This window comes from Paenisporosarcina sp. TG-14, assembly GCF_000297555.1.
Lineage (GTDB): Bacteria > Bacillota > Bacilli > Bacillales_A > Planococcaceae > Paenisporosarcina > Paenisporosarcina antarctica.
Genome location: NZ_AMGD01000032.1, coordinates 1 through 15,450 on the forward strand (window position 1 = coordinate 1; position 15,450 = coordinate 15,450).

Annotated in this window: 14 protein-coding genes; 5 read left to right on the top strand and 9 right to left on the bottom strand. The window is 36.2% G+C overall.

Features of this window, described 5'->3' with window-relative positions; all coding sequences use genetic code 11:
* Window positions 1-269: 269 nt before the first annotated feature.
* A complete protein-coding gene (locus C406_RS0110900; protein WP_017380657.1) occupies window positions 270-791 on the top strand; it encodes a YceI family protein in 522 nt (173 codons plus the stop codon).
* Window positions 792-1,011: 220 nt separating this feature from the next.
* On the opposite strand, the gene C406_RS0110905 is transcribed toward C406_RS0110900, so the two are convergent.
* A complete protein-coding gene (locus C406_RS0110905; protein ID WP_017380658.1) occupies window positions 1,012-3,177 on the bottom strand; it encodes a bifunctional diguanylate cyclase/phosphodiesterase in 2,166 nt (721 codons plus the stop codon).
* A gap of 186 nt (window positions 3,178-3,363) precedes the next feature.
* Between C406_RS0110905 and C406_RS0110910 the strand changes: the two genes are divergently transcribed.
* Window positions 3,364-5,088, top strand: a complete 1,725-nt coding sequence (locus C406_RS0110910; RefSeq protein WP_017380659.1) for an ABC transporter ATP-binding protein — start codon at window positions 3,364-3,366, stop codon at window positions 5,086-5,088.
* 124 nt (window positions 5,089-5,212) lie between these two features.
* Here the strand turns inward: C406_RS0110910 and C406_RS0110915 are convergent, their stop codons facing one another.
* Window positions 5,213-6,235, bottom strand: coding sequence for a S66 family peptidase (locus C406_RS0110915; RefSeq protein WP_017380660.1), 1,023 nt, complete (start codon window positions 6,233-6,235; stop codon window positions 5,213-5,215).
* Between the two features lie 88 nt (window positions 6,236-6,323).
* Here C406_RS0110915 and C406_RS0110920 point away from each other — a divergent pair, with 88 nt between their 5' ends.
* Window positions 6,324-6,695, top strand: coding sequence for a DUF2500 domain-containing protein (locus C406_RS0110920; protein ID WP_017380661.1), 372 nt, complete (start codon window positions 6,324-6,326; stop codon window positions 6,693-6,695).
* Window positions 6,696-7,151: 456 nt separating this feature from the next.
* On the opposite strand, the gene C406_RS0110925 is transcribed toward C406_RS0110920, so the two are convergent.
* The 5 genes from C406_RS0110925 to C406_RS0110945 all read right to left on the bottom strand — a co-directional run bounded on the left by C406_RS0110925 (window position 7,152) and on the right by C406_RS0110945 (window position 11,207).
* On the bottom strand, window positions 7,152-7,970 hold the full coding sequence (locus C406_RS0110925) for a protein-glutamine gamma-glutamyltransferase (RefSeq protein WP_017380662.1): 819 nt from the start codon (window positions 7,968-7,970) through the stop codon (window positions 7,152-7,154).
* 242 nt (window positions 7,971-8,212) lie between these two features.
* On the bottom strand, window positions 8,213-8,848 hold the full coding sequence (locus C406_RS0110930) for an FMN-dependent NADH-azoreductase (protein ID WP_017380663.1): 636 nt from the start codon (window positions 8,846-8,848) through the stop codon (window positions 8,213-8,215).
* Between the two features lie 105 nt (window positions 8,849-8,953).
* On the bottom strand, window positions 8,954-9,661 hold the full coding sequence (locus C406_RS0110935; RefSeq protein ID WP_017380664.1) for a DsbA family oxidoreductase: 708 nt from the start codon (window positions 9,659-9,661) through the stop codon (window positions 8,954-8,956).
* Between the two features lie 131 nt (window positions 9,662-9,792).
* Window positions 9,793-10,722, bottom strand: coding sequence for a manganese-dependent inorganic pyrophosphatase (locus C406_RS0110940; RefSeq protein ID WP_017380665.1), 930 nt, complete (start codon window positions 10,720-10,722; stop codon window positions 9,793-9,795).
* A 47-nt stretch (window positions 10,723-10,769) separates the two neighbouring features.
* Window positions 10,770-11,207, bottom strand: coding sequence for an Rrf2 family transcriptional regulator (locus C406_RS0110945; protein ID WP_017380666.1), 438 nt, complete (start codon window positions 11,205-11,207; stop codon window positions 10,770-10,772).
* 155 nt (window positions 11,208-11,362) lie between these two features.
* Between C406_RS0110945 and hmpA the strand changes: the two genes are divergently transcribed.
* Window positions 11,363-12,547 (top strand): NO-inducible flavohemoprotein, encoded by a 1,185-nt coding sequence (gene hmpA, locus C406_RS0110950; RefSeq protein ID WP_017380667.1) that lies wholly within the window; start codon window positions 11,363-11,365, stop codon window positions 12,545-12,547.
* A 197-nt stretch (window positions 12,548-12,744) separates the two neighbouring features.
* Here the strand turns inward: hmpA and C406_RS0110955 are convergent, their stop codons facing one another.
* Together C406_RS0110955 and C406_RS0110960 are read right to left on the bottom strand one after the other, a co-directional pair.
* Entirely contained in the window at window positions 12,745-13,545 is an 801-nt protein-coding gene (locus tag C406_RS0110955) for an alpha/beta fold hydrolase (protein ID WP_017380668.1), read from the bottom strand.
* Between the two features lie 78 nt (window positions 13,546-13,623).
* Window positions 13,624-14,415 carry a GNAT family N-acetyltransferase gene (locus C406_RS0110960; RefSeq protein ID WP_017380669.1) on the bottom strand — a complete coding sequence of 264 codons (792 nt, stop codon included), beginning with the start codon at window positions 14,413-14,415 and terminating at the stop codon, window positions 13,624-13,626.
* Window positions 14,416-14,636: 221 nt separating this feature from the next.
* Between C406_RS0110960 and C406_RS0110965 the strand changes: the two genes are divergently transcribed.
* Entirely contained in the window at window positions 14,637-15,440 is an 804-nt protein-coding gene (locus tag C406_RS0110965) for a GNAT family N-acetyltransferase (protein ID WP_017380670.1), read from the top strand.
* Window positions 15,441-15,450 lie beyond the last annotated feature (10 nt).

Genomic DNA, 15,450 nt, shown 5'->3' on the forward strand with positions numbered 1-15,450 from the left:
TCCATCTGGAACGGAAAGCAACGTGATACTTAACTAATCGTAAGAAAAGACTTTCTTGACAGTCCCGCGACAAATAAATAAATCAATTATAGCCGATTAAAATTCTTCACCAACGTCATTTGGATAAAGAACCTTTGACATGTGTGTATAATCAACCTACAAATATAATACCTTTAATTCAAGATTCTTTAATTAAAACATCTTGACACCGAGACATTTACTGCATATAGTAAAGATAGAAATTAAAAAACAATTTGGAGGAATTAATTATGAAAAAATGGAACGTAGATGCATCCCACTCAAGTATTGGTTTTTCAGTAAAACATATGATGGTATCTAAAGTACGTGGAAGTTTCAGCGATTTTACTGCAGAGGTAGCAGCTACAGAAACAGATTTATCTAATGCCGAAATTGCATTTAACATTCAAGTGGCAAGTATTACTACCGGAAGCGTAGACCGTGACAATCACCTTCGTTCAGCTGATTTCTTTGATGTTGAAACATACCCAGAAATTAAATTTATTGCAAAAAACATTACAAAAAAAGATGATGAATATGAAATTGCAGGAGATTTAACAATTAAAGCCGTTACTAATCCAATTGTATTCAATGCTGAATATGAAGGAAAAGGTACAAACCCATGGGGCCAAGAAGTAGTTGGTTTCAGCGCTGAAACTAAAATTAACCGTGAAGAATTTGGTTTAACTTGGAACCAAGCACTTGAAACTGGCGGCGTTTTAGTAGGTAAAGACATTAAGATCACTATTGAACTAGAAGCTAACCCGGCTTAATAGCAGAATATAAGAAAAGCGGAAAGCGCCACTCTAGCTCATCACCAGCGCTGGAAGAATCGATTCGGAAACTTGTTTCCGTATGAGGGTCTGAAGCTTAGATGTGAGCTGGCGCTTGCAGCTAGACATATAAACTCCACGTACGAAGGTATTGCTTAAAAATTTTTACTTTCTTATCTAGTCAAAAAGGAACTTCTCTCATAAAAGAGAAGTTCCTTTTTTAATACTTCCAGGTTTTCTTTTGAAGTTCAATCGCAAGCTCCGCAACGATAGGCCAACTAATTAAATATCCTTGTATTTTTTGAGCACCCATATTTTTTAGTAAATCGAGTTGTTCGGTTGTTTCTACACCTTCCATTACGGTAGACATCCCAAGGTTTTTTGCAATGTCTATAATTCCTTGTAAAATGACAAGTGATTTATTATCTTCTTGTTCCATTTCCACAATGAATATACGATCCACTTTAACTTGTTGAATAGGTAATAATTTCAAAATAGAAAGAGATGAATAACCAGTTCCAAAATCATCAAGAGCCGTTTTTACGCCCAAATGGTTTAATTCACTTAGAATTTGAGTTGCCAACTCACTATTTTGTACAGCGACAGTTTCCGTAATTTCAAATATTAATCGGCGAGGTGAAATTTTTGCTTCTTGAATAATTGCTTTAACATCATTCAAAAATTCACGATGCATCATTTGTTTAACTGAGATATTAATAGCAACTTGAAAATCATTATATCCTTCAAGTTCCCAAAGTTTCACTTGCAATGCCACTTGTCGTAAAATCCATCTTCCAATTGGAACAATTAAGTCGCTATCTTCCAGAAGCGGAATAAATTCTATAGGAGAAATTGAACCAATTAATGGAGATTCCCACCTGATTAAAGCCTCATAGCTTGTGATTTTCTGATTAGACAAATCATATACAGGTTGATACACCATATAATATTCATTATTATAAAGCGCTTGTACCAAGTTATTTGCGATAAGTCTGGCACGTTCGTTTTGATTCGCCAATTCTTGTGAAAAGAATACGGCCCGATTCCCACCTTGTTTTTTTGCTTCTTGAACAGCGAATGTAGCATCTTGCATCATTAAATCTGGCCAATCGCCAAGTACTGATTTTCGAATCCCAAGACTTAGTGTTATCCAAATACTCTCATATGAAGAGAGTTCTACGGGTTCCTCCATTAATTTAATTAAACGAGCTGTTAATGATTCTAGTTCCTCTTCAGAATTTGATGGAACGATGATTACAAACTCATCTCCACCAACGCGGTACAATTCATTGCGGTTAGCATACGCTTGAATTTTATTGCTAATCTCAAATAATACCCGGTCGCCTAATTGATAACCAATACGTTCATTTATATCTTTAAAACGATCTAAATTAATGAACAGTAACGAGAAATTCTTGAAACTTGTAGGGTCTAAGTCTTTTGTTAATTTTTCTTCAAACAATACTCGATTAGGAAGATTAGTTAACAAATCTCTTTTAAGCATATTGTCTTCTCTAACATCATTTCTTCTGATATAAAGTGAAGCACCACATAAAATTAAGAATGTCAGTACAACAATAAGAGTGTTTCGCCAAAAAATAGATGAAATATGGCTTTCTAAATCATTACTAAAGGAATCAACAAGCACCGTCCAGTCTTCCCCTGCTCGTTGATACATTACATAATGACCTGTCTTGTGATTGACCAATTTTGACCCATTTTCTTTCACTTGCATTTCATTTACTAATTGTTTGGCATTGGGTACTTTTTCTTCTAAAGTTTCATCAGTTGTTGAGAATACTAACTGATCTTCTTTAAATAAATACAACGTTCCTGGCAAACTAGATTTCTTAGCTATGGCACCTAAAATATTCCCCATATTTACCACACCTGATATTACACCAATAATTTCTTCATCTTGTCCTACAGGCACACGTATAGCTGTAACAATCTGATTGGAGTCTTGATAAAGTGGAAACAAATCACTAAAAACGATTTCACCTTTCAATGCTCTTGCGAAGGATTCAGGTTGATTGACTGGAAAAGCCGATCCATCTCCAGCCAATAATTTACCTTGAGGATTAATAAAACCCAGAGAAGTGAAAAACGGCATATTTTCACTCTGTTTATTAAGAAATTTAATTACTTCTTCATCTTCACCATCAAGTAATAATAGGTAATCTGCAATTAATTTAAGTTCATTGACTCGCTCATTTGAGAATTTGTTTGTTTCATCTGTAAAACTATTTAGAAGTTCCTTCGTTTCTTTTTCAACAGTTTCTATCACATATTTTTTTGAGTATTGGTAATTAATAATGGTTATAGCAACGACTGTCATTAATACGATAGAAAGCAATATGTAGGTTTTTAGTTGTCTTTTTGACATGTTGTCACACCCATTTTTTAAAATTTATTACAAATAAATTAATTGTATATATATACCAACTTTTTTATTACTTTCCCTTATTTTATTGTCAAGGAATGCCTGAAAATAGTCAATACTTGTATGATATATTAATATTAAAGATGTAAAACTATTCATCCCTATAGGTACGAAAGGACGAGAAATAGCTTGACTAAAAAACCTTCTTCTTCAAAACAATTTTTCCAGCTGATACGTTCATTAAAATGGCCATTTGGTATAACTGTATTCGCGGTTTTATTAGCTTTAGCTGAAACAATTACAGGCTTGATTATTCCACTCGTTACAAAAGACTTAGTCGACTCTTTGACAACTGCCATATTCGATTGGCGAATAATCACCCTTTTATTCGTCGTCTTTATTCTCCAAGCCATCGCAGGTGGTGTTTCTTACTATTTATTGTCATACATTGGGGAAACTATTGTTTCAGATTTACGGATGAAATTATGGCGCAAAGTATTACGCCTACCCATTCCATATTTCGATTCACTCGAAACCGGGGAAACAATGAGTCGGATTACACAAGATACTTCGATATTAAAACAGCTTATAACAGGTCATTTAGTAACATTTGTATCCGGCATTATTTCAGTTATTGGCTCCGTCATAATATTATTCTTTATTGATTGGAAAATGACATTAATTTTGCTAGTGAGCGTACCTCTTGCAATGGCTATTATTATTCCTCTAGGTCGTAAAATGCATAAAGTAGCAAAAGGAACTCAAGAAGAAATGGCTAAATTCTCTGGATTACTAGGTCGGGTTTTATCAGATATTCGGTTAGTTAAAGCTTACCGTGCAGAAGAAACCGAAAGTCTTAAAGGCGATCAAGCCATTGGGAAGTTGTTTCAATTTGGTTTGAAAGAAGCTCGTATTCAATCCATTATTTCACCTATTATGACGTTAATTATGATGGGAATTCTTGTCGTGATTTTAGGGTATGGTGGCATGCAAGTTTCAAATGGACAATTATCTCCAGGTTCCCTCGTCGCCATTATCTTTTACTTATTTCAAATTGTTGTGCCATTTGCTCAAATGGCTTCATTCTTCACTGCATATCAAAAAGCAGTCGGTGCAACGGAACGAATTCAAAATATGTTGGAACTAGACCATGAGACCATTACTGGATCTCCAGTAATTAATAAAGAATCTCTTCGATTTGAACAAGTTTATTTTTCTTACTCTGAGGACAAAAAGATTTTAACAGATGTATCCTTTGAAGCTGTTCCTGGAACAGTTACAGCCTTTGTAGGTCCTAGTGGAGGTGGGAAAACTACGATTTTCTCTTTATTAGAACGCTTTTACGAGCCAAATAGTGGAGCTATTTTCGTCGGACACACAGCTATTAGTGATCTACCTTTAGGGGACTGGCGTGGACGAATTGGCTATGTTTCGCAAGAAAGTCCTTTAATGAGTGGTTCTATCTTAGACAACTTGGCGTACGGTTTTAAACAAAGTCCACCACTCGAAATAATTAAAGAAGCAGCCATCGCAGCTAACGCTTGGGAGTTTATCGAAAAACTTCCTCAAGGTTTTGAGACATTAGTTGGGGAACGTGGCATGAAACTATCAGGTGGACAACGTCAGCGAATTGCGATTGCGCGTGCATTATTATACAACCCTCAGATTTTACTACTTGATGAAGCAACGTCAAATTTAGATAGTGGTTCGGAGATATTAGTTCAAGAAGCCTTGCAATTGCTAATGAAAGGTAGAACTACTTTAGTAATTGCCCACCGCTTGGCAACTGTTCTACATGCAGATCAAATCCTTGTACTTGAAGGTGGTCACATTACGGGATCTGGCACACATAGTGAGCTGTTTGATTCTCATAAGTTATACAAAGAGTTTGCTTTAGGCCAAGGACTCTCTTAAGAAAAGTATGACTATATTTGTAGATAGAACCAGAAAACATAATAAATTTCTTTGAAAAGCAAAAATTTTTACATCATTTTAAAAAGCTGTTCTTCTCAAAATATTGAGAGGAACAGCTTTTTGTTTATTTCTTTAAATTCATCGTCATTTCACCTTTTCCATTATCAGCTTTAATCTCAGCATAGGCTCCATTAATGAAAGTCATCTGAGGCGGAACGTGTCCAATATCTGCATTGTAGATGATTGGTAAATTAGTTGTTTCCGCTAATCTTTCTAAGGCATCGAGAGTTGTAAAGCCACCGACTTCTTGACCGGCAGCTGTACGTCCAAATAGAACTCCAGATGCATTATCAAACCAACCAGATTGCTGCATTTGCATTAATGTGCGATGGAAATCTGTTGCTGACATCTCACAGTTCTCGAAATACCACAAGATCGGTTCATTATTTATATACGTTTTTTGAAATTCTTTTACATCCCCGTATGGCGTCCCAATTAAGTGATGAATGGTGTCTAAACATCCTCCTAGTAGGCGACCGTTCATTTCTACAGGTGAATTACTAACCGTTTCCCAGTTCGTTTTTGTATCTAATTTATAGATATACGGATCAGGTTTTTTATCGTGGTTCCACTTAGATTGATAATGAGAAGACGATACTTGTTTAATCGTTGCGCCTTCTTCAGAAGAAAGTACTTCTAAAAATTTACTTGTAGTTGGATCCCATTCGTCACTTCGCAATTCAATTAAGTTCGTACCATGTGCAGTTGCAATGCCCGTTTTTAGCGTGAATGCAAACAACAAGGTACTAGTATCCGAATACCCAAGAATCCATTTAGCTTGAGCCTTCCCCCATTCAATAAGTGGGAGGATCTCTTGCAAGATTTCCCCTCCCCATGGAGGAATTATAGTGTGGATATCATGATTTTGAAGCATAGCATTTAATTCGGCAGCACGCTTTTCTTTTGTAGTTGAAGCGGCTTTATGCTGTGTCCACACCGTTTTTCCAATTTCAATATTGTACCCACGGTTTTCAAATTGTTTTTTACTATGGTGTATTAAATCGTGTAATTCACTATCCACACCTGAAGAAGGTGCTGTTACTCCGATTGTTTCACCTGTTTGAAGACCTTTTGGATAGCGCATCATCATTGTCACCCTTTTTTTGTAAAGATTGAAACTATTTTACCAATAATACGTATATTATTATACTATTATTTTAAAAGGAGTGAATATTATGCCAATGGATTCGGTGTCTACAGGATTTGATTTATTTAACACCATGGTGGTCATCGTACCCATCATTATTATTGGTGTGTTCGTGTTTATGCTCATTAAAGGGCTAGGTGAATGGAGTTCTAACAATCAGTCGGCTATTCTTACTGTTCCTGCAGAAGTTGTTACCAAACGTTCTAGGACATCTGGAGGTGCAGGAGATTCATCCGCTAGAACTAGCTATTATGTGACGTTCCAATTGGACAGTGGTGATCGTATGGAGTTAAAAATGAACGGGAAAGAGTACGGTATGCTTGCTGAAGAAGATTTAGGTACTCTAACATTCCAAGGTACACGTTACCAAGGTTTTGAACGAAGAAAACTTGCTGAATAACTCTAAGAAAAACCGGCAAATGCACCCGGTCATTTAAGAAGGCGAACCATAGAAACCCGTTTATTTCCGCTACAGTGGACGCTTTTCGCGGGTATGGCTTCAGTTTACTCGTCGCAAAGATACTGACTTTTGGCCAGCATCTTTCCTGCGGGGCCTTCAGCTCATGCACCCACCGCTTCAATCAACTAATATAGATGGCAACTACGATTATAGGTTGGTTCTATCTCTAGCTTAACTTAGAATCATTCGTGTCTTAGCAATAAGCAATTGATAGATTTTCTTGTTGGTTACTCTACTCACTTCATGGATTGTAGTGGAAAGCGTCCGCCTGGAGCGCAAATCAGCGATATCATACTAGAACCTACTCCTTAAAATACCAGGAACGCACGGTCCTTTAAGAAAGTTCGGAGCTGCAAAAGACAATCACGGTATGGGTCGGGGACGACGCGATTACAATTAGAACACATATCGATCAATCGGAACCGAACTTTCGTTATGATGGATGATATGTTGATATTTATGAACCGAATAACCAAGTTGCGATATCGAAAGTTTCGCCAAATAGTTAAAAGATGGTCTTGCAACTATATTTGTCAGATATGCTGATTGATTTGTCCCTGGTATTCTCGCTTGATTCAGCTCATGAATCATTTGTTCAGCTATCTTTATTCCTAATCCATGCCCAAAATACGTTCCATCTTCTAGAACGACAGCATTTTCTCCTCTCCAATAAGGGGTTTGTGGATTGAAGTCCGGATTTTTAAAATAGGCGACATCTCCAGGCAGAAAATGGGTTGTGTAAGTTACATTTTTTCCAAGGTCAGGATCAGCATGCCATCTGTATAAATAGATGTTTTGAAAGAATTGATTAAATAAGGATTCGCCAAAAACGTTTAGGACCGCATGGTAAAAGATAATGACCTTTGCAGTTGCACATTCAAACGCATATTGTGAACTGTTCATGTAGATATCCTGAATCGCGTCTGATGGTTTTACTCCATGCCGCAGCAAAAATCCACCGGTACTCGTCAAATGCCAGTATTGAGGATTACAACGGGAATTCGAAAAAATTTCAAACCGTACATTACTTTGATTCATAGCTCTTGCACTTACTATAATATTTTTTCGTAACTTGAGCTCAAAAGATAATTCATCTATGAATTGATACCTGTAAACGACTGTATCTACAATCATCCGTTGAATAATCATACGTTCAATACTACTAGTCGACCACAGGTCACCTTGTTGAAAGGGCATCCCCGATAGTTGAATCATAATATACCTCTTTCCAAGTTCGAGTATTAGTTTACATTCTTACCTAGCATATTCAAGAATCGTATTAATGTGTAGCTTTAATAAGAGAGATGAAATTAAAGGTTAAATTAACTTAAACCTTGATATATCAAGAAAAATAGACATCCAATTGTATAGCTAATTGGGTGTCTATTTAGGGTTATAATTTAAGGAAAGTGATTCAAAACTGACGGCTCAATGTCGATGTCCAATCCTTTTTTCTTTTATACCATTACTGCCGTTAAACGATTTGCAACTGTTTTAACTTCTTGCATTCCGTCAGCAATAATTTGTTCTGCGCGGTCTGGATATTGATTGTGCCCTTCAATAATCACTTCTTCAATGTTTGTAATCCCGAAGAAATTCATTATCATGCGGACATAATTAACACTCATTTCAGCTGGAGCCATTTCTGGTGTTGAGTAAACTCCGCCACGAGCGTTCAAGATGATGACTTTTTTATCTGGTACTAATCCAACTGGACCATTTTCACTATAACTAAACGTTACGCCTGCACGGTAAACGTAGTCAATAAACGTTTGTAGTGGCGCTGGGATGGTTTTGTTCCACAATGGGAATGCGAAAACCACGATATCAGCATCCATAAATGCGTCCATTGCTTTATTTGAAGCAGTTAAAATACGTTGTTCGATATCTGTTAATTGCTCAGCTTGAGCTGATTTTGTCATAGCATTGAAGAAATCTTGACCGAAATATGGCATATCTTCTTTGAAAACATCAAATGTGTTGATGTTTAGGTCACTTGTTTGTGGTAATTCATTCATAAATACTTCGTGCATTTTACTAGAAACGCCTTCTGAAGAAGGACGGTTATTTGCTTTTACAACTAATATATTCATTTAAAGAAACTCCCTTTTATCCTAACTTTATATATCTTCAATTCGAGATATATACTAATAATAAAAGAGAGCAGCTTTGAAGTCAAAGACTATGCTCTCTTATTTTTATATTTCACAATTATCGTCTTTACAAATTCCCACATTATCTTGTCCTAGTGTTTGTAGTTTTGAAGAAATTCCTTCTTCTTCTGCCACTTTTCTTAACGCTTCTGCAAATGCTTCTGCAGGTTGTGCACCAGAAATTGCATACTTACGGTTAATAACAAAGAAAGGAACTCCTTGCACGCCAAGTGACATACCTTCTTCGATTTCTTGTTTTACTTCTTTTTCAAATGCATTAGAAGATAAAACCTCAGCAGCTTGTGTACGATCCAAGCCAATTTCTTCGATTAAATTCAGCAAGACTTCGTGTCGACCAATTTCTTGTGCTTCGATAAAATATGCTTTTAATAAACGTTCACTTGCTTCAGCTGGTTTCCCTTGCGCTTCCGCCCATTTAGCTAACCTATGTGCATCAAACGTATTTGCGGCTTTAGCATTATCAAAATCAAATTTTAGTCCTACAGTCTGTGCTTGTTGATTAACCGAAGTTGTCATTTGTTTAGCAGCTTCAACGGTTGTTTTATATTTTTCAGCCAGTCTTTCATATGTTGATTGTTCTGAAATGGTTGGTGTACTTGGATCTAGTTGATATGCTTTAAATTGAACATCAATATTTTGAGCTAATCCAGTTAATTCAATCGCTTCTTCTAAGCGACGCTTTCCAATATAACAAAATGGACATACATAGTCTGACCATACTTCAATTTTCATTTTGTTCACCTCATCATTATTTTAAAGTGTTCAACACATAGCCGCAATTTTTCTGCTTATGTTATAGAAGTAAATTTTTTTTTACAGTAAAAAACCGACTCCTCATAAAGGAATCGGTTAATATATTTTTCTTATTCACTCAATGCTTCAGTTAATACTGGTACTACTTGTTTTTTACGCGACACAACGCCTTTTAATAGCCCAACATTGTTTACAAAGGGAACAGCAAATGCTTGTTCTGCTTTTTTCGCTTGATTGCCTAAAGCTAATGCAACAGAGTCATTATTTAATATGTCCGTAACAACGAAGAAGAACAAATCGAGACCTTTTTCAGCAATTTTTCGGTAAATCAACTCTTCTAATTCGGTTTGACGATCCATTATGTCCGAAACTTCAACTGCGTTTATTTGAGCAATTTCAACTTTAAATCCACCCATACCAAATTCTTTTGCATCAAGTGATAACAAATCTTCAAGCGTTTTATCACTTAAGTCCGCACCCGCTTTTAACATTGCTAAACCATACGCTTGTGCGTCCACTCCTGCTATGCCTTCAAGTTCTTTTGCTGCAGAAATATCTTGTGCAGTACAAGTAGGTGACTTAAATAACAATGTATCTGAAATGATGGCAGACAACATCAATCCTGCAATGTTTGATGGGATGTCCACACCATTTTCTTTAAATAGCTTGTTTAAAATGGTTGCTGTACATCCGACTGGTTCCGCACGGAAGTAAAGTGGGTCAGCTGTTTCAAAGTTCGCAATACGGTGATGATCAATGACTTCAATCACCTGTACTTTGTCAATATCTTTCACACTTTGTTGCTTTTCATTGTGATCAACTAAAATGACGTTTTTTACATCAGGTGATGCCGTTTCAATTAATCGTGGTGCATCGAAACCGAATTTTTCTAAAGCAAACGCTGTTTCATTTTGTACTATTCCTAAACTTACTGCTTCTGCGTCCATACCTAACTCGCGTTTTAAGTGTGCATAAACAATTGCAGATGTAATCGAATCTGTATCTGGATTTCTGTGTCCTAGTACATATACTTTTCCCATGTGTATCCCCCAATATTAAATACTTCATACTGCCTATTTTATCATATCTATTTCTTAAACAAAATGGCTCCCAGTTGATCCTTGTTACCTAATAAATCATGCAATGTGTACTGATCAAGAACAGCAAAATAAGCAACGAGTGCTTGATGTAATACGTTTTTTAATTTACACACAGGTGTAATTACACATTGGTTTGTTGTGCAGTTAAAACATTCAACTAGATTAAAATCATCTTCTGTTTTACGCACGACTTCCCCAATAATGATATTTTCAGGTAATAAAGCAAGACGGATTCCGCCTCCTCTACCACGAACTGTTTCGATATAACCATGTTTACCTAATTCATATGTGACTTTCATTAAATGATTTTTCGATATACCGTACGCCGTTGAAATTTCTTGTATAGTCGATAGTTCTGATTTATCTTTTGCCCCCACGTACATTAAGACGCGAAGTGAAAAATCTGTGTACATTGTTAATCGCATGACTTCACCGTACTTTCTCCTTCATCAGTATAACGATTATGTCTATTTCGTGAAAGAAAAGTGTTCGAAATATTAAAGAAGTATTTTATATATTGCTTTAAAATGAATTCAAGCGTATGGTTATGTTAATAAAAGATATAAGGGAGGAAACAAACATGTTATCTCAAAAAGCAATCGACATTGTTAAATCAACAGCTCCAATTTTAGCTGATAGAGGGGTAGATATTACAACCGTTTTTTACAAAAATTTATTTATCGCTCATCCAGAATTACTTAATTACTTTAATCACGCAAATCAGAAACAAGGACGTCAACAAACCGCTCTTGCTAATACGGTTTACGCAGCTGCCTTACACATTGATAATTTAGGTGTATTAATTCCTGCAGTAAAACAAATTGCACAAAAGCACCGTTCTTTAGGTATAAAAGCTGAACACTATCCAATTGTGGGTAAATATTTACTTCTAGCAATTAAAGAAGTATTAGGAGACGCAGCAACGGAAGAAATAATTCAGGCTTGGGCGGATGCATACGGAATTATTGCAGATGTCTTTATTCAAATGGAAATTGAAATGTACAAAGAAGCTGCTGAGCAAGAGAATGGCTTTAGCGAATTTAAAAACTTTAAAATTGTTGACAAAGTTATTGAAAGTGACATCATCACTTCATTCTATTTACAACCTGAAGATAAATCAGCAGTTCCAACATTTATTCCAGGTCAATACATTACGGTCCGCCTAACCATTCCTGGTGAAACTTACTTGTTAAACCGTCAATATAGTTTGTCACAAGCGCCTAATCAAGAAACGTACCGTATATCAGTGAAGAAAGAAACTGAAATGAGTCCTAATGGAAAAGCCTCTGTATACTTACACCAAGACGGCCAAATTGGAGATATAATTGAAGTAAGTTCTCCTGCTGGTGATTTCTATATAGATTTAGAAAGCACACGTCCAGTAGCATTAATCAGTGGTGGTGTAGGAATTACACCAATGATGAGTATGTTAGATACAATTGCTAAAACATCTCCTACTCGTCCTGTAACTTTCTTACACGGTTCAAGAAATAAAGCTTTGCACCCATTTGATAACGATGTTCGCGAGTTAATGTCGACAATGGAAGACTTAACTTACTTAACGTTATATTCAGATGAAAATCAAATGCTTACAAAAGAAATTTTAGCAGACAAAGTTCTCTCAAATAGTGATATTTATGTATGTGGACCTGTACCATTTATGAAAGCAATCGTTCAAAGTCTTTACGATTTAGGTTTTGAAGAAGGTCATGTACATTACGAATTCTTCGGTCCAGCTGTAGCGCTTGAATTAGTTCACGCTTAATACAGGATCTTAGGTTTCTGGATCGATTTAGATTGAAAACCTGCTGCACCATAAAAGACGCCGATTGAAGTGACTCTGTCTCTTCAATCGGCGTCTTTCGTTTAGGCAATCCTACGACGTATGGACGTCTTTCACTAGCCTGAAACCTAGTTTGTTAAACGAAAGAATAGACACTGATTAAATCGCAAGAAAAGCTATCACCCAATTGCGGTGATAGCTTTTTCATTTTGAATAGTTGCGATAAAATCGATTGACAGTTCATTAAATTTATCAGGTTGATCAATGTTACACACATGACCTGAATCTTTAATTTTAATAAGGTTAAATTCCGAGTTACGCTTCACCACTTCTTCTACAGGTGGCATAAACAAGTAATCCTCCACTCCCATCAAGAATAGGGTTGGAATGGCATTTGTTTTAATTTGCAGTCTAGTTAAGTAAGGATTAATTAACTTAGTTAATGAAAACCATTTAATAAACTCTTTTTGACACATCTTTTTCGCTTGGTTGACAAAAAATGAACGTGATTCTTCATGACGTTTTTTCGGCATAATAATCCAAGCAAATAATTTATATAACAGCATATATGGAATGAACCTCTTCGTAACGCGTCCTGTCCATAACAACAATTTTGTGCGAATATCTAGACGAATGATAGCCCCACCTAAAATAAGGGAAGAGACTCGTTCAGGAAAACGTTCTGCCATCGTTTGGGCAACGATTGTTCCAAGCGACATACCAATGACATGTGTGCGTTTTATATTTAATTCATTCAAAACAGTTTTGACTTCATCTGCAATATGGATAAAGGAATCGCCTTTTTTCCAAAGTCCACGGGATGATTTACCGTGCCCTCGTAGGTCGATTAGTAAGACATTATGTGATTTTCTAAACTCTCGTATTTGCTTGTACCAAATAGAAGAACTACCACCCGCTCCATGAACAAATGATACCCAAGGGGCAGATGGTGAAGCGATATAGGTTTTATAGTGAAGCAATTTGCTCAAACTCCTCTAGCATTCTCTTTTCTCTATTAAACCACCTTACACGTTGTGGTATCAACAGATTTGGCTAGATTAATATGTCCACATGCTCCATTTCCCAATGTCGACGAAGCCAATTCTCTTATAGATAGCACCTGCAGAGGGGTTGTCATAAAACAGACACAACATTTTATTCTCAGCTAATAACTCACGACAAAGCTTCGACATACAGTAAGTTGCAAGTCCTCTTTTCTGATGCTCAGGCAAGGTTCCAACACCGACAATCATCGCAGATTGACTATTTTCAGCTGTACTTGACGCAGAACTAATGATGGTGCCTTGTTCTTTCATAAAGTACACTCGTGCAAGCGCTTTTTCTAATGACATTTGCTTATGTTCGACACTATAATTACCTTCAGCAAATTCAGGGATAGCTTTCATCTGTTCGATAATTGCTTCCGCATCTTCAGCTCGACCCTTTTCTATAGTGATTCCTTTTGGAATATTAGGGAGAAATTCTGCGGTTTCACATATAGCGTAATATAGTACGCGTGGTTTTTTCGGTTGTGCTGTTATGTAAGGAGTTAATTTATTAACCATCTCTTCAATACCAGACAGATAACTGAATGATGAATCTGTATTGATAATATTTGCTAATCCTTTTGCATCAAAATCTTCTGGTGCATAGATGATGAAGTTCTCATCGTATTTTAACAAAACGGCTCTTAAATCTCCTTGGTCGTTGAAATCTCCCCACAAAGTTTGGATTGTTGAATGAAATCCATAGCCTTCAATATCTCCAATAATAAAGACATTTTCTGCAGGTTTTTGAGATACGAATTGCATGGTTTGTTGACGATCAGTTTCTTGTAATTTCCGTATCACAAAAATCCACCTCCCCTTATATCTTTAGTCTCTATGTTCCCCCAATTATAGGGTGTTAGATCATCCTTATTTTCATAATAGTTAAAATATTATACCAAATATTACCCATTAATTTCTTTTTTAGTGATAAAATGAGTTTAAAGTAGTGCGTATTATAGATGAAAGTGATAATATTATACTAATTAGAATACGTATCTTTTGATATAGAAAAGAGGTTATTTATGGTAAAGAAAATGGAGAAAAAGTATATACCGCTTGCTTCTTTCTTTTCAGAAGCATCACAAAACGAACTCACTCTTACTTATACAGTTATCGAAAATATTGTTGGTCAACAATTACCAAATGCAGCTTACTTAAATAACAGTTGGTGGAAGAAGACAAAACCACCTGCTACCCACTTTTTAGCTTGGGTTAATTCTGATTACACAGTAAAGGATATTGAATTAGGTCGCTCTGTGACTTTTATTAAAGTGAGCGAAGCAATTGAAATCGGTCTATCTTCTGCTAAACCAAAAAACATATTAATTATTCGCCCTGTTGATTTAGACGACGCTCGCGCCATTATTAACCTGCATCAAGATATCGATGCAGAATCCGATTTTATGATTTTTGGCAAAGATGAACGGAAAATGAGCGTACAATTAATTCGCAAGCGTATTGGGGAATGGAAGAAATCAAAGAATTCAGGAATGTTTGTTGGCATCCTTAACGGGGAATTCGCTGGTTTTGTGGCATTAATTTCCGGTCCATCTTCTCGCACTAATCATCGTGCTTCACTTGTAATTGGTGTACGAAAAGCGTTTTATGGGCATGGCGTTGGGACATCTTTAATGAATAAAGCAGACGTTTGGGCACAAGAAGTTGGTATTACACGCTTAGAACTAACAGTTGTCGAGAAAAACGAAAGAGCCATTACCCTTTACAAAAAAATGGGATATACCATTGAAGGTACCCGTTCTAACTCTCTGTTAATTGACGGAGAATATGTAAATGAGTTATATATGGGGAAAAATATAATCGAGTAGGAGGGAGTGA